Genomic DNA, 16,859 nt, shown 5'->3' on the forward strand with positions numbered 1-16,859 from the left:
AATCGAATTAGGGTGATCGAGAGCTCAAAACTAGCTCAAAATCTAGCGGACTTATTCCCCGAAGGTATTGTATTCGTCGCACTCTCGATCATTGATACTAAATTATTGTCTATGCCTAAATTTGTTGATGAGAAAAAGAAGCAAATTTAAAGCATAAAAAAATCACACTGACGGGGTGTTTACTATCCTTATGGATACCGTTTTGAGAAAGGCTTTTGAGACCTTGTTTTAAAATATAAAACAAAAATCCCACTGTGTAAAGTGGGATTAAGATTTATTCTTCATTTGTATTCTTGTCCGTGTGAGGTGTTACTATTTTTCCAACTGCAAATACACCTGCTAACGCAACAAGGACGCTAATCATAACAGTAACTGACAACCCATACTGCCCTTTTTCCATCAGGGAAAAGCAAAAGAAAACAACCAATGCAACGCTTATCATAGCAAAAACTAAACCTAACCCTCTAATAAATAAAGACCATTTAGGGATAGAATAACGATTTTTTTGCTCGTTTTCAGCTAATCTCATAATTCTGTCAGCCCCATTAGGGATGAGTTCATTATATTTCTGCATTTCTTTAGCCATAGGAAGAGGTCCTGAATGACTAATCTGCTGCTGAACAAGTAATGATATCACGCCACTTGCTTCTGGAGTATCTAAAACTTGTTCAAGTAGCTCTGGTGTTTTAACAACTTTTTGAACTATGTCATTGTTGTTATCCAGTGCAACTAAGTCAGCTTCATCCTGTTGTTTTTCCTGCATCTTCTGACTTTCTCATTGCTTTATACAAATAACCACCTACAGCGTTCCAGTCCTCTTTTAGTTTTATTTGATCATCGCTTGCAGGACGTACATTTATAGGAGTGAAAATAGAGCCAATATTCAAAATTGATCCCATGCCTATCATAAAACTTGCAACATATGTTAGTTTGTGTGATGTTTTCATAGTGCGCTCCTCCTCAATTTTTTGACTAAAAAAGCTCGCACAAGTTCTATTGGCAAGCTACATCTTTAGTTAAATTGCTACAAAGAACAAAATGATTACTGTCACTAATCTTTGTTAATATGTACTATTAACTCTTAGAAATAATTGTTTAAGTGTTACTACTTAACTATGACTTACATAGTGCTGACATGGTACTTAATTTTGATAAACTATGCAAATAATTTCGCAATTTTTTCTAAGCCATCTATACGATGTTGAACTTGATGTCTTTAATCATACTTTTATAAAAGTGTTTCTAAGCCATCTATACGATGTTGAACGAAGACGTTATGTTCTTAACCGATCCAGTTACTTTTCTAAGCCATCTATACGATGTTGAACCTATAAATAGAACAATTTACCTCTCCTGTAGATTTCTAAGCCATCTATACGATGTTGAACTTATTCAAGTGTTTTTGGAGAATTTTATTATTTTTCTAAGCCATCTATACGATGTTTAACATTTGAATCTCTAAATATAAAAAGCCCCTCTGGGTCAAGGGGCTTTACAAACTTACCAATTACATGCTTTCCTTAAAGGTTCAATAGATTCCTTCAAACCTGAAATATTAAATGGCAAGGTGATTGGTGATTTACTATAAGGTGATACTTTCACCAACATTCTGTCTTTATCAAACATGGATTTAATCACTGAAAGAGGTTTTTTCACAAAAGTAGCTTCATAATCTGTTGAAGTATTCCAAGTTGCTTTAATCGATTTATCTTTATCCAAGCGATACTCAACTCTTACATAATCATTGTCTAAATAAATTCCAGGATAATGAATAAACATCTCTGTTTTGTTATCTTTACAACGAATCATCATACTAGCTCTCACACTTCTACCATACACATTAAAAGCTTCTAAAGATTTAGTAGTCATATAGACCGAAATGGAATCATTCATTTCAGATCTTTCAAATGAAATATTCCAAATATCATGACTAAGATTAATATCCGCTATACAAATAACAGGAAATAAAGATGATATTAATATTAATTTTTTCATACTATTTCTCCAGCTTTTTTAGTATTGTTTGCTTCAATGCCGTCATTTCTTCTGGAGAGAAATTTTCGGTTTCTTCACAGACTTTTAAAGAAATTTCTGATGAATCAATAATATTCTTGAGATTCTTATTAGTTAAATCCACATAAAAAGACTCTTCATATTTTTTGGGTGTATTCATAATTCTATTTAAGTCTTCATCATCTTTCGATAAGACATCTTCTGCATACACTCGGCTACCATTACTTCTTAGTCTAATTGATTCGGGAATTAAAGGTTTTTCATCTAAAAGTATAGAGAAAGACTCATAACAATTTATATATTTTCTTTCCTGATTTTCTTTTGAGAATGCTAACACATTAGTTTTAGGCGTAAGAAGCAAAACTTTAATCCAGTTAGTAGACTCAGGATCTCCAATGCTTACTGTATATTCTCCCTTAACATCATCGTTTTCAAATTTAATATTAGGATTAGCTAAAGCTAATACAGGTATCATAAAAAAAGAAAAGAATAGTTTTCTCATTATTATTCTCCAGTTTGTAAAAGTATGTAAATTATACAAAACTGGAGAATGTTTTTCTGTGATGAACTTCAAATTATCGACTCGCCAAAAACTTCATTGTTTTATTCACAATTACCACCAGCGAATTGCATTAATCAAATCAGGTAGTACCCACGACATACCAAAAATAAAACTTAAAACCACAACAACGTAAGCAAAACGGCGAGCTGTTGCATCTTTTGAAATAACTTCTAGCATTTTTGCCACCTCTATATTAAAATTCATCTTGATTTATGTCCTCTTAGTCAGATTAAGTGGATAATAAAAAAACCCCGAACACTGCGAATGTTTGGGGTTTGTTTTTTGGAGTATGCTTCAAATATTGGTAATAACAAAAAGGCATGGTTGTTATGACCATGCCTTAAATTTCTAGGAATAAATCCATTTGCTGAATCGCTGCAAACTCTCGCTCAAGTTCAGCCTTTTCTTTTTTGCATTCGTTTAACGCCTTTCCTTTTTGGCTAGATCGCATTTTGTAATCTGCCATTTTAGCTCGCCAAGCCTCTGTTTTATTCTTCACTTCATCTCGACGAGCAATACCTGTTGTCCAATAATCCCATAAAGCAAGGAAACATTCTTCTTGGTAGTTTTCCAATCGCTCTTTTAAATCTGAACGCACTTTATTTGGGTTGATTGAGAACAGCCAACCATTTAATTTCTTGATTGGCATACACAACATTTCGTATTGTTTGCCATCTTTTCCAGTTGTAGGCATATGTACACAACTGAATTTTTCCTTTTGTTTATTGAGTTTCTGAGCTTGTCTAGCCCATTCTAACCCAATCCCTAACACAATCTCACGCATTGCCACATAAGCCACGCCGTTGTTATCAATTAACGTAATTTCTTGACCTAAAAAATCTGTTTTTAATGCTTGCATAAAGATGCTCCTGTTAAATTTTGAGTAATAAAAAACCCCGACCATTTCTGATCGAGGTTGTTTGTTGCCCACAACGTTCCTACCTTTCGGCTTGGTATCTACCAATTTAAAGATGTTTGAGAAATTTTACGCATAAAAAAAGCCAAAAAGTAATTAGTTACAATTTGGCTATTTTGGGAAATCTTACTGCAAAAATAATAAGCAGTCAATTTTTAATACTCCCCAAAAAATATTAACCTTATTTTTGAGATGATGATTCTTTTATCGACTCGCCAAAAACTCTGCACTTCCGTCATCTTCCAATTCTTCTGTTTTCTGCTCTTTATAAAATGGCATAAAGTCAGTTAATTCCATTGGTTTTGATTTTGGATCACGATTAATCATTGCGAGTAAATGTGATATTTGAGCCGTGCGATAATCTTCACGCCAAAGTCCAAACGGCTGTTCATTGTAGAATTGTTGGTATTCTTCCAAGTGCTGCTCTGGCATTTGTTCGATTTCTGCTAAGGTTTTACCCAACGCAAGCGACAGATTGATTTGGAACTTGCGTCGGTTCGTTAGTTTTTTGTTTCTTCTTCCTTTGGGTTGATTACTTCAGTTAATTTTTCAAAGACTTCTTTGTCTAACTGCGAAAGTGCGGCTAAATCTTCTTCATTTTCTGCATCAAACAGATTATTCCCATCTTCATCGCACAGGCGGATCGCTAACGTGCGGGTTAATGTATGGGGATCGTAAATTTTCGCTAATTGCTTAGTTAATTCTTCCGTATCGTCAAAATTTAATTCAATCCCTTGTGATTGTGCAATTTTAACTAAACGTTGTTGTTGTCCGTAAAGCTGTTCGTTGACTTCACCTACATTAAATTCACGTACATAATATTCTGCACCGTTAATTTCCAGTTTTGTTAAACGTGGTTTATTTTTTAAAAGTGTTTCTCGTGTGCCTTTCATTAGTTTTTCCTTTTGTAAGCAATAAAAAAGCCCTCGATTGAGGGCTGTTTATGGTTAAGCGACTGGTAATAAGTAGTCACGTTTTGATTGCTTGATCGTAATACCTGATTCAAACTTGCCTTTAACTTCACCACTGATGTTAGCACCCGTTTGGATAAAGCCTGTACCGTAAAGTGAACCTTGATTTTCCTTGAAGACAATCAAGTATGGGAACGTTTCTTTGCCGTAGAATTTCTTACGCAAGTCGGCTTGCATCACTGTTGCTGGCGCATAAAAGAAAGTTAACTTCACCGAACCGAGTTCAATATCCCCAGGCTCTGTTTCAGTCCCTTCACTGCACATAGTCGTCACATCTTCTTCGGTCAAGGTGTCACCGTCTTTTTCGATGTTCTTGATTGCGCAGAAATTAGATGACCATTTTACTTTTGCCATTTTAGCATTCGCAAAATCCGTTGGTTTGTCTTGGTTTGACCAATCCACTTCATCGGCAAGGGTAATAGTATTGTTATCCACACCTTTAACTGGGTAATAACCATCAAGTGCTCCTAGTCCTGTGATTTTAATACAATCACCTTTTTTCAAACCGTGACTTGCTACTGTGATTTTGGCATTAGGTGAAACTTCACAAGCCGTAATTGCTTTTTCAGCTTCGACACCAGTGCCGAGATAAAATTTTGTTCCTTGGAACGGGGTTGTTTTAGCCATTAGTTTTCTCCTTCTAATCCATATTCGATATTAAATTGAATTTGTGAAACGTACCAAGTACGTTGTTGTTGATCTTGCTCGTAGCTATATGCTGTCAATGCAATACTATCTAGGTGTATAAATTCTGCTTGTTCTAAGCAATCGGCAACTTGCTGAGCAATCTCATCTAGTTCATTTTCACCATTGTCAATAGATTTGATGTAAATCGCCACGTTGAGTTTGGCTTGCCATTGGTCGTAACAAGTCGTAGCCTCTTGACAAAATGCATCATCAATAAAAACCGCAATGGCTTTCTGCTCTTCATCAATATTGATGAACGAAGGGCTACCGTTATAGAAATACTCAACATCGCTAATTTTCTTTTTCAGAAAAGTGAGGACTTCCTCTCGAATTTGAGAATGGATTTTCATTATTTTCTCCGTAATGAAGCTGAGAGATTTTTGGATAATTCCTGTCTAAGTTGTTCAGGATAATCCACCAACTCTTTTTGAAAAGCGTTAGTTAAAGGCGTTGCCAGTGGGATTTTTGCCACATCAATCCCATAACGTTCTCGCCCTTGACGAAACATTATGTGTGTTCTCCCATTAGCAAGCCGCTGAACAAAGCCACGGGAAACTGAATGCCGCCCTACTCGTAACACACCTTTGCGAGAAGAAATGCGGTTGCGTTTAGTTTCCAACACACGGATTAACGGCATATGGCTGCGATTAACTCGAATAATCGCTTTCGGATTATTTGCCGTTGGCGAGAATGTAAGCCTTGCTCTGCCACGCACCGTTTTTGCATTAACACCTATCTGCTGCGCAACATTTTTAGTTGCTTTTTTCATTGCCGATTTTGCAATTTTTCGGAGAGATTTTGCCGCTTGTTTATTGACGTCACGTTGCAGTTTTTGCATTGCTTGGCGTAACTCACGCTCACCTGTGATTTTGCTCATCGCTTACTCCAGCTGTAATACGATCATTCCATCGACAAAGTGGTAGGATTTAACCAGATATTTCTTGCCATTTCCGACCACTTTATCGTCTAAACGGGGCTTATAGCCTGATGTACGAAAGAGGGTTAAGGTTCGCAATGTGCCGTTTAATGCTTGCTCCTCATAAGAATGAAGCCCCTCCATAATGCGAGGAGCTTCGTCATAAGTTGCAGGATAAGGCTTATTGTTAATTAGCCATTCCGACATCATTGTTTGAGTGATGGTTTGATCTGCCAGTGATAACGCCTGCTCAAAAGGGCTAGACATTGATCTTCACATCAACTTCTGCAGATGATGTGCCTGAGTTTGACCAAGCAATACCAAGGCGTTTATGAGAGCCTTTTGTGGTTGTGGCTTCGCCAGCAGCATTATCCCAATATAAAATTGCACCTTGTTGAATATCGTCTGATTGTTTGGCTTTCACACGCCATACGCCACCTACAATACCTGTACCCGTTGCTTGATTTTCAATATCTGTGACTGCAATGGCGTTGAGGTCATTGATTTGTACAACATCGCCGCTTTTAGTTGCTTTTGTCGCAACAAAATCAATGGTGTCACCATTTTGAATAAAGTTTTTAGCCATAAGAATTTTCCTTATTTTTGATAATAAAAAACCGCACTAATTAAAGTGCGGTCAGTTTTGGGAGAATTTACGCATTTGTTACACGTACAATACCACGATGATCTAGTACATTTACACCAGCATCAATGCGCACTTTGGTTGTCACGCCATCTACAGTGAAACCAGTTTGCTGATCGATAAATGGTGTTTCTACGCCGTTGAGGTAGGATACTTCAATAGCCTCTTTGTTGAGCAAGTACCAAACTTTAGGATTAATGCCTTGTAGACGTTGTGATTTAGTCACAGGCACCACATTTTGCAATGGGTTGATAATGCCCGCGTTAATATCCGCACCCTCAACAGAACTTGAGCCTAATACCTGTTTAGTTTTGGTAAATAAAGATGTTGGTGTGAGTAAAACATCTGGCTCAATAGCTAATTGTTTGCCATCAAAAGATTTTTGAGCATTCATTAATTGAATTGCTTGATCAATGGTTGTCACATCAATTTTGCCATTGGTTAAGGTGTTTTTGTGAGTTGCATCATACAATTTCTTGCCATCGTAGGTCATCACAGGATCACCAGTTAATTGGGCAAACACTAAATCTGCGATAGTTGCTCGTGCCGCTTGACCAAGTTTGAATGGAATAGCTGTTAGCATATTCATATCATCATTGATGATCGTTTGGCGTGTAATGCTAAATAAGCCACCATAGGTTGCCAAAGATACGTGCGTACCTGTATCACCCAATGTTACATAGGTGTACTCAGCCCCTTCTCGCACCATTGGTAGGCTGTCAAAACCACCTAAGCCTACTCGATAGGCAGGACGGAAATCCGTTAAGGTTCCTTTATGTGTCCAGCTTTCAAAGTTTTCTTTGCTTTCTTCCCAACCACGAAGCACAGATTTATGTGCTACATCAATGAGAATTTGACCAAAGTCACTTGTAGAATGCGTGAACGCCATACCTACAATTTGCATTGGATTGTAATTTAATACGCTGACACCACGATCAACTAATGAGGCACGAGCCAACTCACGTAAGGTCATTGCATTGTAAGCATTGTCTTTCTCTGCTTTATCGACACCAGCACGAGCAAGTAAAGCGGATTTAACACTATCGCCTACAAGATTACCATTACCAGCATAAATATGGTTTTGTGGTACGCTTGGCGTAGTGTTTTCGCCTAATTTGGCGAGTAACTTGTCTTTGGCTTGCTCTGCTGTCATTGATACATCAGCAAGACAATCTGCCATTAAGCCATCATATTTATCGCCGAAAGCGGCAAAAGTAGCTTTAATTTTAGCGTTGCGTTCCGCTAATGCCGAAATAGGATCGACACTAGACGAAAGATCGGTCGGGTTTTCTGGATTTTTTGCAACTGGTTGAGCTTCTGCGACAGGTGATGTCGTTTGAGCAGGTTGTTGCGGTTTAGCGTTGCCTTGTGGGGCAAACAACATTTCTTTCATTGCTTTTGGCATATTTGCGTACTCCTTGATACGTTCTGATTGAATAGTTGCCATTGCCTTCACAGGCTCGGCGAGTTTATCGGCAAAACCTTGCTCAACACATTCTTTACCGTTGAGCCAAGTTTCTTTAGCTAGCATTTCTGCTAATTCTTCGTGGCTTTTGCCTGTTTTTTTGGCATAAGCGGGGATTAAGGTGTTTTCGACTTTATCGAGTAAGTCGGCGTATTTCCGCATATCTTCAGCATCACCGCCTTGAATACCCCAAGGTTTGTGGATCATCATCATTGCGTTTTCGGGCATAATGACCGTATCCCCCACCATTGCAATAACCGATGCCATAGATGCAGCAAGACCGTCGATATAGACGGTCTTTGTTGCTGAGTGATTGTTAAGTAGGTTGTAGATAGCAATTCCGTCAAACACCGAACCACCAGGGGAATGAATATGTAAGTCGATGTTTTTGAGATTGCCAAGGGCTTTTAAATCCTTAGCAAATTGTTGTGCCGAAATCCCCCAGCCGCCAATTTCTTCATAGATTGATATTTCAGCAGTATCATTCGCAGCCGCTTTGATAGTAAACCAAGACTGATTATTCGTCTTGGTTGCTGTCCCCATCGCCATCGGCGGTAGAATCATTTTTGTTTTTTCCATCAGTAATTCCTTGTGTATTAGTTAAGTCAGTATCAAACTTCAAGCCTTCACGAGCATTTTCTTTCACTTCAACGATCCGCTGTCGTTTGACTTCGGCTGGATTGTTTCCGCTTGCTCGGATTGCTTGCCCTTCAGTTGCTAGACCACCTTTGATACGCTCTTTCCATGCATTCGCCTCTTTTATCGGATCAATCCAAGGCATTACAGGCCCTGAATAAACCGCATTAAAGAGCGAGTTTTGGTCAATATCATCAGGCAATTTAATCGCTTGTGAGGCAATCGCCATTTTTAGCCATTCCCGATAAATCGGACGACTAATTGCTGCCACAAACGCATCTTGTAGTACCGCATAGCCTTCAAAACTTTCTACAAGTTCCTGCCGTTGTGCAGAATAAGTGCCGTTGTAATCTCGAGCAATGCTTGAATAACTTGATCTTGTGCCTGCTGCAGTGGCTCTCAATTGACCATTGCGGAAATTTTCTAAGTTAGTATTAGGACGATTTGAGTTAATTAACCCAATGTCTTCTCCAGGTTTCAGATCATCAATGACTGCACCAGGTGCAATATCAAATAAGCGTTGTTCATCGCCTTGCTCGTCATCGCCGTAGAGTGCAGCATCGCCTTTTTTGATGTACATCGTCATTGCTGCCGCAATGCGAGCTGCCACTCGTTCGCTCTCTTCATACTCTTTCAGATCCGCCAGTCGCACAATCACACCGTGCAACATACTCACACCACGGATTTGATGTAACCGCTTGCGAAAGGCGAGGTGCAACATATTTTCTGCCGGTACGGTTTTAACTTTGCCGTACATTGCACTGCTTTCTTGCGGATTGTCTAAATAGACTTGGTAAGCGGTCGGTTTCCGCCACGCATTCAGAAACACGCCTTGCACTAAGCCGTTTTTGGCTTCGTCCGACTGCATTGGCACAAAATCCGGCTCTAAGGCTTCGAGCGAAAACGCCACTTGTGATCCGTGTTCCAGCCCTGCCACTTTGCCTTTTACCAGCTGAACAAAGACTTCGCCGTCTCGTAACCACGTCCGCAATAGCATTCGTTCCAACAGTGGGCGAGTATATAAGCCCGTCACATCAGGCTTGACCGACCATTCCGCCCACAGCTTACGGATTTGCCCCGCTAATTCTTCGTGGACATCACCAGCAAGCGTGAGCGGTTGCGGTTCAATGTGAATGCCTTTCGAGCCAATCACCCGCTCTTCCATTTTGTCGAGAATGCCGATCACAATGTCGTGGTTTTGGTCTAAGGCGCGTGCCTGCTCTCGTAAGCTCACCGCACTTTGACGAACGGTGGTATTTGCCCCTTTGCCCTCTCGTTGGGCTTTATGGGTTCGGCTGGGTAATGCTGCTTCATAAGCATTCAGCACATAGCGGTTTCGGGAGCGATTTGCCGCCCATTTTGGGGAAAGGGCTGCAATGGTTTTTTCGAGGAAGTTCATCTTAACCACCGTTAAATGTCATAATTACATCAGGAAGTTTCCACCATACGGCAGCAGAAAACAGCAATATAATGAAAATATAAGCAAATCGGCGTGCTTTGGCTGATTTTTCAATTACTTCTAGCATTTTTGCGATCTCTATATTAAAATTCATTCAAATTTATGTCCTCTTAGGTACGATAAGTGGATATGAAAAAACCCCGATAGGTTGCCGCCTGTCGGGGTTTGTTTTTAGATAAATCTTGCGTACTTAATGCGATGTTTTCGCACTTTCTGACCGCTTGTTGCAAGCTGTTCGTCCAGCATGGTTTGATAGCGATCACGTTGTTTGGTTAATTCAGCCACCTGATATGATACAGACCGCCCGTTAAAGCTCACTTGGCTTTGTGCGGTTTCGATTTTTTCATCAAGCGTGCGGATTTTTTGTTTAAGCTCGTCAATGGTGTAAAGGCTCATTTTTACTCCAATAAAAAACCGCACAAGCTTTCTACCCGTGCAGTTGTATTCTGTGATTTTTAGATACGCCAAAAGCCGCTTACAGCGTGCTACAAGCGGTCGGTTTTGATTAAAATTTTGCTAAATTATCGTTTAGTAATACCTCTTCTTAGTGGGTATTCTCTTGCTCGCATTGTTTTCAATGCTAAATGGTAGTGCGGCTCTTCTACGCCCTCTAATTTCGGCATTAGCACATCTCTCGCAAATTGTAATGTGTGGCAATATTCCGTAGCGTGAGTGTATGCCGTTGAACCGAAGTGCGATCCGATTGCTCGCAAAGGTTGTTCAAGCTGCCCTAATAAATCTAGGCAGTTATAAAGTGCGAACCACATTGAGGTTAAAGTAAGATTATCTGCAAGGTCATCATCTTGTTTTGGCGGGTCAATAATCAACTCGCCCTCTAAACAAATTTTATGGACATATTCCACCGCCATTGGTAATTTTTCTGCTGGTATATCTTCAATGCTTTCAACGTTCATATAGTGATGAACAAGGTTGTAGGCATCGGAATAAATCAGTCCTTTCTTGCTAACCAACATATTCACGGCATTGCGTAAGCCGGTGCGTTCATCTACGGTGGTTTTGCGTTCCGCTTTGCCAAAATGCCAGTAATTATAGAGTGCCTCAAAACATTCTTCTTGGTAGCGGATCACTTTTTCTTTTAAATCTGCTCGCACTTTTTCGGGGTTAATGCTAAATAGCCAGCCGTTGAGTTTTTTGATTGGCATACAGAGCATTTTTTGTAATCCGCCATTTGTAGGTGTTGCGATATCACAACACCCGAATTTTTCTTTATTTTTGTTTAGTTTTACTGATTGGCTTGCCCAGTCCAAACCGATTGCCTCTACAATCGGACGAATAGCTGTGTAGATAACATTTTCAACTTTGAGAGTAATAAGATCTGAACCGTAAAATGAGAGTGTTTGGGTAGAGATTTGAGTAGTCATTCTGAATGTTCCTTCTGAGAGAAAGTCCCTAATTTTGAGTTAGGGCGGTCGGCAGCTCAAAACCTGCATTCAGTCAGGCGGAATTATTCCCCTTTCGGGTATTGTATTCTTCGCACTGCCGACCATTGTAAAAAATTGTTGTTTTTTGACCGCTTGTAAATTGCAGGTACAAAAAAATCACGCTGACGGGGTGAATTACCGCTGAATGTAAAAGGCTTTTGAGACCTATGGGGGAATAGTACAACAAAAATTCTACAAGGTAAAGATAAAAAATAATATAAAAACACCTTGAAATACACCAAAAATAGTGTAATATACACCATAAATGAAGCGTTATCTCAGCTTGGTAGCGTATATACTTTACATATTATAACTTTGTCCTACATTAAAGGAGGATTTACCTATGGACAACAATCAATATAAATATGAACTAAAACGTTCAAAACTCATCTTAGATCGTTGGTTATCTATTTTAAATATCACTGAGAATCAACATAAAGCATATTCTAGTGGTAGAACACCTATTCCAACGTCCATACACTTATTAATTGAGAAATTGAATATGAAAAGACGTGATGCCCTGGAGGCTCTTCAAGAAACATTAAAAAAAATCGAACACATTGAACATTATGATATGAAGATAGATGAACAAAGTGATAATTTAATACTGACCCCACGATCAGGAAATGGGGATAGTCTTACTTTTGAAAACCAGGGGTTAGACGTATTCCTATTTGAGGTTTATACGCTAAAGTTAGGTAATAGTCTCTTAACATTAATCTTCTATCCAGAACATGGGTTAAGAATTAATGGGAAACCAGAATCACAACGTAAATGGTTTGTACTAAAAACCGGTGAAGATCGAATATCACATGTAATCAATGATCCTGCGAATGAGCTACATCAAATGATAAAAATTTCACTTACTCGCTAATTGCACATAACCAATACTCCAAGAATTATGAGTTCTTGGAGTTTATTTATCTTAATAGAGGCAACTCAATCTGCATTTTATCTTCCATAATACGGATTACACCTTCCAATACTGGCTTTTTGCCTTTCCATTCAAGGCTTTACCACAAAAACTCGCAAGCTGTTTTTCGGCTTTATGTTCGCCGATGGCTTGGTAGTATTGTTCAAGTAAGGTTAAGCCATTTTGACTGATTTGCTCTGCCATTGAATTAAAGGCTTTGATGTAGGAAATCTTAATCGCCATTGCTTTTTTGGTTTTGTAACCCATTACCAGCAGCATAAAACCGTCTTTGGTCATCTCGAACATTGGGCGTTTTTCGCCCTTTTTGTCGATATATTCAACGAGACCAAAATTGGTCCGGTTGAATTCTTCATCTCCAGATTCGAGAATTTCACGAATATCACGGATAACGTGCTTGTGGTACTTACCAAAAACCTTTGCCACAATCTCTGATGTAGTAATGGTTTTGCGATCTTTGATTTGAATAAACTGTTTAAAATTTTCTGGGTTTGCTAGTTGCATCATTTTTTCCTTTTTATGAATTTTAGATAATAAAAAACCCGACCATTTCTGATCGGGTTGTATTACCTCAACGTGCCTACCTTGTTACAGGCTCGTAAGCTCACGATTTAAAGCTGTTTGGGAATTAAAGCCAGCCTCCTGTTTTTCTTCCGCCACCACTTAACCAACTGCTTTTGGCTTTGGTTGGTTTGGGTTGTGGTTTTGCGGGTTTTTCTTCAATTTCGACCACTTGTTCAGCCTTTCTTGGTGTTTCCCGAATGATATTCGGGTTGATGTCGTGCCGTTTTGCCCAACTTGGCACGTCCTTCTCATCGCCCCACTTGATCCGCTCGTAACCTCGCAAAATTGCTACGGCGTGGGCATAACAGAACAGGTCGAAGGCTTCGTTATTGCCTTTACCGGGTTTTCGCCATTTGCCGTCTGCGCCTCGTTCTTCGTAGGTTAATTCGTTGAAAAACCATTCGTCGATCCAATCGGGGAAGTGAATGTAGTTTGCCCCCACGGTATCTCGGGCAAGGGCATTATTGATGCGATCTTTGAGAAAATCCGTCTGCAACAGATACAACGGCACATCGCCCCGTGCCGAAGCGTGTCGGTCGGAGCGTGTGGTATTGTCGGGATAAGTTTTGGTAATCAACTTTTGCCGTTTGGTGCTGTCGCCTTTGACTAAATAGACTCGTTTCGAGTAGCCGTCGCGCCGACATTTCCGCCAAAATTTGTAGGCGTTATCGGTTACGCCTTCTTCACCGCCACTGTCCACCGCCATTGCCAAAATCGGCATAAAGTGGTTCGGGTTGTGGGCAAGCGGATAGCGTTTTTCCAGCACATCTGAGATCAGTATTTGCCAATCGTCCGGTATGCGTGGGTCGATTTTTTCGATCACACCGTCGTTGTCGGGCAAGGTGTGCGAGATGTTGTAGCGGTCTATCAACCAGCGTTCGCCATTCTCTCCATAGCCGACCATTTGCACCACGAAACGGCGGGTTTTTCCGCCCTGTACGTCCACCGCTGCCACAATAAAGCGACATTGCGGTGGCACGGTTTTCTCTTCAACTTCTTCACGGCGTTCCATCAGCTCATCAGCACGGCGTTGTTCGAGCGCAGAGCGTGGCAGGTAAGGCAATCCCCAGTCGGTATTGGTGACCGCTTTGAGGGTTTCTTCGCTGCCTGTCATCTCATACTCGTGTTCGGCGTTCAACAACTTGTAGGTGAGCTGCGCCCACGTTTGGTAGGCTGCCGCTGGACCTTCAAGCCAAAATGATGCTATGCGAGATTTGCGAGGTTCGCCCGTAATCTCGCCTTTTGCATTGATTTTCTGCCCCTCTTTGAGCCACACACCTTTAATGTTTAACTCTCGTTTTAATTCAGGTGTAATCAATGCTTGGCAATGCGGGCATTGTAAGCGAGCATTTTCGCTGGCTTTAACAAAATCGCTATCATCTCGATAACCCACCATATTTGCCATTGACGGCTCAAAATATTCTGAGCAATCAGGACATTGCCAATAAAAACGGCGGCGATCACCACGATTGTACAAGCTCAAAATGCCTGTTGTCGGTGGTGCTTCGTGAGTGCTTTTAGGTGTATGCTTGATATCGACAATATCTTTACCAGGGGAACTTTCGACTAATGTCATTCCTGCTGACATAAACGTAGTAGTACGTTTTGATGCCAACGAAAAGCCGTCACCTTCACCGTCAATATCCTCTGGCCAGCGGTCATAATCCGTCAATGCGACGTATTTGTAATCCGAAGAAGAAAGCACGTTGATAGACGGCCAACCAATTTTTAATAAGTTTCCTGCACGAAAATATTTATCATGTACGTTGTTGTCATTCTTACGCGGACTTAACCGTTTCACGATTTCAGGCGAACAACGGAAAGTTCGGTCTAATCTTTTCCTACTGTGTTCACTCGCTTTTTCTTGCGTTAACTGAACAAGTAAGAAGTCAGATGGATCGCAGATAATTGAATAAGTAATCCAACCATCAATCAAGCCTATCGTTTTACCTGTTCGAGCGGGACCAACAAAAATCACTGCATCATATTCACGAGAATTAAGGCAGTCCATTGGTTCAAGCATATAAGCAGCAGTATGCTTATCCCACTTTACTGAATTCCCTCCACCAACAGGTACTCGCATATATTCTGATACAGCTTCTGACACTTTCATTCTACGAGGAGCTTTAATTGCATTTGCTATATCTTTTCGGATATCTTTAGCTGATGCGAACATTATTCCTCCAGTTCGTTTTTAGTGTCACCTAATTGAATATGTAAAGCCATTTGATCACGAATATCATCAATTATTTGCTGAACTCGCACGAGGGCTGACGGTTGTAATCCACAATCACGCTCTAAAATATCAGGCAATGTTTCTAGTTGCTGAATAAGTGCTTTAGCTAAAAAACTCATTTCTTGTGCAACTTCAAAGGAAGGAATAAGTTCGCCTGTATCACGTTCATATTTAAGACGCTCATTCTCTGCTTGCCAAAAAGCACGCCGTTCAACAGGGGAAAGACTATCGACATCAGCTGACATTTTTTCGTGTAGGCCCATTTTTAGCAAATCTGACAACTTGTATAGTTTAAGTTTGCTATTACTGCCTAAAGCTGGAGTTAATCCCGCAACACGTTGAGATACTGTTTGACGGTGCAATCCTGCAACTTCAGCGATCTGATTTATATTGAGTTTCAGATCAAATAAATTTTCCATTTGCTCCTCTCATAAAAAATAAAAACGTCTAAAAAACAGCAAAACTACAGAAAGATGATGATGCCTAGAAATTCAAAAAACTGTCAAAAACCGCGCGCGTCCAGCCCCGTGGAAAGCCCACTCCCATCAGGAGTACCTTTTACATTTTGTAATGAATAAAAAATAAGCATTTTTGTTTATCCGTGAATTTAGTTTCACCACGCCCTTTAGACGTGGATTTAACCTCGTCTTTTTTTGGCATAGGTTAATCCTTTTTTAAATACTTGACTTGTGTGTATGTGTGTGTATAATAGTATTTGATTAAGGCAAAGGAGGTATCACGTGAACTCACACGACTTAATCAAGGAACTGACAGCAATTGGATGTACTGAATTGAGATGTAAAGGGTCGCACCATATATGGTATTCACCCAAAACAGGAAAGACGTTTCCTGTTCCGCATCCCAAGAAAGATTTACCAATAGGTACTGTCAGATCCATAAAGAAATCGGCAGGGCTTTTATAGCTCTGCCGAGTCCTATCTAGGAGGTTATATGTTATTTACCATTGGCGTTGAAACGCCAAAAAATGAAAATGAAGCGTTTGGCTTATGTGTGCCTGCGCTTTTTAATGAAACTTACTCTTGTTTTAGTGGTGCAGATACTGTCGAAGAAATTGTTCCAATGGTAACTGATGCAATCCATACCATCTTAGAAATGATGGTCGAAGATAATTTTGATATTTCCCAAATTAAAGATTTAGGATTTCTTCACTATAAAGAGCAAGAAGATTTTCAATATTGCGATAGTTGGTTACTAATCGATGTAGATATCACTGCTTACTTTGGTAAACGCCAGCGTGTAAATATTGTATTACCGCAATATCTAATTGATAGAATAGACCAACGTGTAGCTAATAATCCAATCTATAAAGACCGTAGCCATTTCTTAGCAGTAGCTTCACAACGAGAGTTATCATCATCTTTATAATAAAAAAGGCATAGTGAAATATCTATGCCTCT

At 39.9% G+C, this 16,859-nt stretch carries 23 protein-coding genes, 1 pseudogene and 1 CRISPR repeat array; of the genes and pseudogenes, 3 read left to right on the plus strand and 21 right to left on the minus strand.

The features are described from left to right. Nucleotides 1-274 precede the first annotated feature (274 nt). From DYE19_RS04325 to DYE19_RS04400, 18 genes are all read right to left on the minus strand, one after another. Nucleotides 275-763: a DUF2335 domain-containing protein gene (locus DYE19_RS04325; protein ID WP_115322742.1), complete on the minus strand. Its 489-nt coding sequence runs from the start codon at nucleotides 761-763 to the stop codon at nucleotides 275-277. Next, nucleotides 741-947, minus strand: coding sequence for a hypothetical protein (locus DYE19_RS04330; protein ID WP_115322743.1), 207 nt, complete (start codon nucleotides 945-947; stop codon nucleotides 741-743). Before DYE19_RS04330 ends, DYE19_RS04325 begins: the two co-directional genes overlap by 23 nt. 232 nt (nucleotides 948-1,179) lie before the next feature. After that, a CRISPR array of direct repeats spans nucleotides 1,180-1,448; the repeat unit is 28 nt; unit sequence TTTCTAAGCCATCTATACGATGTTGAAC. 52 nt (nucleotides 1,449-1,500) lie between these two features. Then, on the minus strand, nucleotides 1,501-1,995 hold the full coding sequence (locus tag DYE19_RS04335; RefSeq protein WP_115322744.1) for a type VI secretion system-associated protein TagO: 495 nt from the start codon (nucleotides 1,993-1,995) through the stop codon (nucleotides 1,501-1,503). 1 nt (nucleotide 1,996) lies between these two features. Continuing rightward, entirely contained in the window at nucleotides 1,997-2,515 is a 519-nt protein-coding gene (locus tag DYE19_RS04340) for a hypothetical protein (RefSeq protein WP_115322745.1), read from the minus strand. A 111-nt stretch (nucleotides 2,516-2,626) separates the two neighbouring features. Continuing rightward, nucleotides 2,627-2,752, minus strand: coding sequence for a hypothetical protein (locus tag DYE19_RS11450; RefSeq protein WP_255313089.1), 126 nt, complete (start codon nucleotides 2,750-2,752; stop codon nucleotides 2,627-2,629). A gap of 163 nt (nucleotides 2,753-2,915) precedes the next feature. Next, entirely contained in the window at nucleotides 2,916-3,434 is a 519-nt protein-coding gene (locus tag DYE19_RS04345) for a phage antirepressor N-terminal domain-containing protein (RefSeq protein WP_115322746.1), read from the minus strand. Nucleotides 3,435-3,695: 261 nt separating this feature from the next. After that, the gene (locus tag DYE19_RS04350; RefSeq protein WP_438361430.1) at nucleotides 3,696-3,953 is read right to left on the minus strand and encodes a phage tail assembly protein T; all 258 of its coding nucleotides are present in this window, start codon (nucleotides 3,951-3,953) and stop codon (nucleotides 3,696-3,698) included. A 38-nt stretch (nucleotides 3,954-3,991) separates the two neighbouring features. Further along, nucleotides 3,992-4,384, minus strand: coding sequence for a hypothetical protein (locus DYE19_RS04355; protein WP_115322747.1), 393 nt, complete (start codon nucleotides 4,382-4,384; stop codon nucleotides 3,992-3,994). A 54-nt stretch (nucleotides 4,385-4,438) separates the two neighbouring features. Further along, nucleotides 4,439-5,089: a hypothetical protein gene (locus DYE19_RS04360; RefSeq protein ID WP_101776011.1), complete on the minus strand. Its 651-nt coding sequence runs from the start codon at nucleotides 5,087-5,089 to the stop codon at nucleotides 4,439-4,441. Then, entirely contained in the window at nucleotides 5,089-5,499 is a 411-nt protein-coding gene (gpU, locus tag DYE19_RS04365) for a phage tail terminator protein (RefSeq protein WP_115322748.1), read from the minus strand. Before gpU ends, DYE19_RS04360 begins: the two co-directional genes overlap by 1 nt. Then, nucleotides 5,499-6,026: a phage tail protein gene (locus DYE19_RS04370; protein ID WP_115322749.1), complete on the minus strand. Its 528-nt coding sequence runs from the start codon at nucleotides 6,024-6,026 to the stop codon at nucleotides 5,499-5,501. Before DYE19_RS04370 ends, gpU begins: the two co-directional genes overlap by 1 nt. Nucleotides 6,027-6,029: 3 nt before the next feature. Continuing rightward, nucleotides 6,030-6,332, minus strand: coding sequence for a phage tail protein (locus tag DYE19_RS04375; RefSeq protein WP_083002271.1), 303 nt, complete (start codon nucleotides 6,330-6,332; stop codon nucleotides 6,030-6,032). Further along, nucleotides 6,325-6,651: a DUF2190 family protein gene (locus DYE19_RS04380; protein WP_115322750.1), complete on the minus strand. Its 327-nt coding sequence runs from the start codon at nucleotides 6,649-6,651 to the stop codon at nucleotides 6,325-6,327. Before DYE19_RS04380 ends, DYE19_RS04375 begins: the two co-directional genes overlap by 8 nt. A gap of 67 nt (nucleotides 6,652-6,718) precedes the next feature. Beyond that, on the minus strand, nucleotides 6,719-8,716 hold the full coding sequence (locus DYE19_RS04385) for a ClpP-like prohead protease/major capsid protein fusion protein (protein ID WP_438361433.1): 1,998 nt from the start codon (nucleotides 8,714-8,716) through the stop codon (nucleotides 6,719-6,721). Beyond that, entirely contained in the window at nucleotides 8,691-10,208 is a 1,518-nt protein-coding gene (locus DYE19_RS04390; RefSeq protein WP_115322752.1) for a phage portal protein, read from the minus strand. Before DYE19_RS04390 ends, DYE19_RS04385 begins: the two co-directional genes overlap by 26 nt. Nucleotide 10,209: 1 nt before the next feature. Next, entirely contained in the window at nucleotides 10,210-10,362 is a 153-nt protein-coding gene (locus tag DYE19_RS11245; RefSeq protein WP_167409469.1) for a hypothetical protein, read from the minus strand. 77 nt (nucleotides 10,363-10,439) lie between these two features. Next, the gene (locus DYE19_RS04395; RefSeq protein ID WP_115322753.1) at nucleotides 10,440-10,664 is read right to left on the minus strand and encodes a hypothetical protein; all 225 of its coding nucleotides are present in this window, start codon (nucleotides 10,662-10,664) and stop codon (nucleotides 10,440-10,442) included. 125 nt (nucleotides 10,665-10,789) lie between these two features. Beyond that, a complete protein-coding gene (locus DYE19_RS04400) occupies nucleotides 10,790-11,650 on the minus strand; it encodes a phage antirepressor N-terminal domain-containing protein (RefSeq protein ID WP_255313090.1) in 861 nt (286 codons plus the stop codon). Nucleotides 11,651-12,053: 403 nt separating this feature from the next. Here DYE19_RS04400 and DYE19_RS04405 point away from each other — a divergent pair, with 403 nt between their 5' ends. Then, nucleotides 12,054-12,584: a hypothetical protein gene (locus DYE19_RS04405; protein WP_115322754.1), complete on the plus strand. Its 531-nt coding sequence runs from the start codon at nucleotides 12,054-12,056 to the stop codon at nucleotides 12,582-12,584. Between the two features lie 46 nt (nucleotides 12,585-12,630). On the opposite strand, the pseudogene DYE19_RS04410 reads toward DYE19_RS04405, so the two are convergent. The 3 genes and pseudogenes from DYE19_RS04410 to DYE19_RS04420 form a co-directional block, all read right to left on the minus strand. Then, nucleotides 12,631-13,148 (minus strand): annotated as a pseudogene (locus DYE19_RS04410) (Rha family transcriptional regulator). A 121-nt stretch (nucleotides 13,149-13,269) separates the two neighbouring features. Beyond that, nucleotides 13,270-15,381, minus strand: a complete 2,112-nt coding sequence (locus tag DYE19_RS04415) for a phage terminase large subunit family protein (RefSeq protein ID WP_115322755.1) — start codon at nucleotides 15,379-15,381, stop codon at nucleotides 13,270-13,272. Then, nucleotides 15,381-15,860: a DUF1441 family protein gene (locus DYE19_RS04420; protein WP_115322756.1), complete on the minus strand. Its 480-nt coding sequence runs from the start codon at nucleotides 15,858-15,860 to the stop codon at nucleotides 15,381-15,383. Before DYE19_RS04420 ends, DYE19_RS04415 begins: the two co-directional genes overlap by 1 nt. A gap of 321 nt (nucleotides 15,861-16,181) precedes the next feature. On the opposite strand from DYE19_RS04420, the gene DYE19_RS04430 reads away from it, so the two are divergent. Both DYE19_RS04430 and DYE19_RS04435 read left to right on the plus strand, forming a co-directional pair. Beyond that, nucleotides 16,182-16,364, plus strand: a complete 183-nt coding sequence (locus DYE19_RS04430) for a type II toxin-antitoxin system HicA family toxin (protein ID WP_016533497.1) — start codon at nucleotides 16,182-16,184, stop codon at nucleotides 16,362-16,364. A 28-nt stretch (nucleotides 16,365-16,392) separates the two neighbouring features. Then, nucleotides 16,393-16,827: a type II toxin-antitoxin system HicB family antitoxin gene (locus DYE19_RS04435; protein WP_046338366.1), complete on the plus strand. Its 435-nt coding sequence runs from the start codon at nucleotides 16,393-16,395 to the stop codon at nucleotides 16,825-16,827. Nucleotides 16,828-16,859 lie beyond the last annotated feature (32 nt).

The sequence above is a fragment of the Pasteurella canis genome (assembly GCF_900454865.1).
Taxonomy (GTDB): domain Bacteria; phylum Pseudomonadota; class Gammaproteobacteria; order Enterobacterales; family Pasteurellaceae; genus Pasteurella; species Pasteurella canis.

Bases quoted from the DNA above. Each gene is read 5' to 3' on its own strand.
- DYE19_RS04325 (WP_115322742.1), bottom strand. From the start codon at position 763: ATGCAGGAAAAACAACAGGATGAAGCTGACTTAGTTGCACTGGATAAC.
- DYE19_RS04330 (WP_115322743.1), bottom strand. From the start codon at position 947: ATGAAAACATCACACAAACTAACATATGTTGCAAGTTTTATGATAGGC.
- DYE19_RS04335 (WP_115322744.1), bottom strand. From the start codon at position 1,995: ATGAAAAAATTAATATTAATATCATCTTTATTTCCTGTTATTTGTATA.
- DYE19_RS04340 (WP_115322745.1), bottom strand. From the start codon at position 2,515: ATGAGAAAACTATTCTTTTCTTTTTTTATGATACCTGTATTAGCTTTA.
- DYE19_RS11450 (WP_255313089.1), bottom strand. From the start codon at position 2,752: ATGCTAGAAGTTATTTCAAAAGATGCAACAGCTCGCCGTTTTGCTTAC.
- DYE19_RS04345 (WP_115322746.1), bottom strand. From the start codon at position 3,434: ATGCAAGCATTAAAAACAGATTTTTTAGGTCAAGAAATTACGTTAATT.
- DYE19_RS04355 (WP_115322747.1), bottom strand. From the start codon at position 4,384: ATGAAAGGCACACGAGAAACACTTTTAAAAAATAAACCACGTTTAACA.
- DYE19_RS04360 (WP_101776011.1), bottom strand. From the start codon at position 5,089: ATGGCTAAAACAACCCCGTTCCAAGGAACAAAATTTTATCTCGGCACT.
- gpU (WP_115322748.1), bottom strand. From the start codon at position 5,499: ATGAAAATCCATTCTCAAATTCGAGAGGAAGTCCTCACTTTTCTGAAA.
- DYE19_RS04370 (WP_115322749.1), bottom strand. From the start codon at position 6,026: ATGAGCAAAATCACAGGTGAGCGTGAGTTACGCCAAGCAATGCAAAAA.
- DYE19_RS04375 (WP_083002271.1), bottom strand. From the start codon at position 6,332: ATGTCTAGCCCTTTTGAGCAGGCGTTATCACTGGCAGATCAAACCATC.
- DYE19_RS04380 (WP_115322750.1), bottom strand. From the start codon at position 6,651: ATGGCTAAAAACTTTATTCAAAATGGTGACACCATTGATTTTGTTGCG.
- DYE19_RS04385 (WP_438361433.1), bottom strand. From the start codon at position 8,716: ATGGGGACAGCAACCAAGACGAATAATCAGTCTTGGTTTACTATCAAA.
- DYE19_RS04390 (WP_115322752.1), bottom strand. From the start codon at position 10,208: ATGAACTTCCTCGAAAAAACCATTGCAGCCCTTTCCCCAAAATGGGCG.
- DYE19_RS11245 (WP_167409469.1), bottom strand. From the start codon at position 10,362: ATGAATTTTAATATAGAGATCGCAAAAATGCTAGAAGTAATTGAAAAA.
- DYE19_RS04395 (WP_115322753.1), bottom strand. From the start codon at position 10,664: ATGAGCCTTTACACCATTGACGAGCTTAAACAAAAAATCCGCACGCTT.
- DYE19_RS04400 (WP_255313090.1), bottom strand. From the start codon at position 11,650: ATGACTACTCAAATCTCTACCCAAACACTCTCATTTTACGGTTCAGAT.
- DYE19_RS04405 (WP_115322754.1), top strand. From the start codon at position 12,054: ATGGACAACAATCAATATAAATATGAACTAAAACGTTCAAAACTCATC.
- DYE19_RS04415 (WP_115322755.1), bottom strand. From the start codon at position 15,381: ATGTTCGCATCAGCTAAAGATATCCGAAAAGATATAGCAAATGCAATT.
- DYE19_RS04420 (WP_115322756.1), bottom strand. From the start codon at position 15,860: ATGGAAAATTTATTTGATCTGAAACTCAATATAAATCAGATCGCTGAA.
- DYE19_RS04435 (WP_046338366.1), top strand. From the start codon at position 16,393: ATGTTATTTACCATTGGCGTTGAAACGCCAAAAAATGAAAATGAAGCG.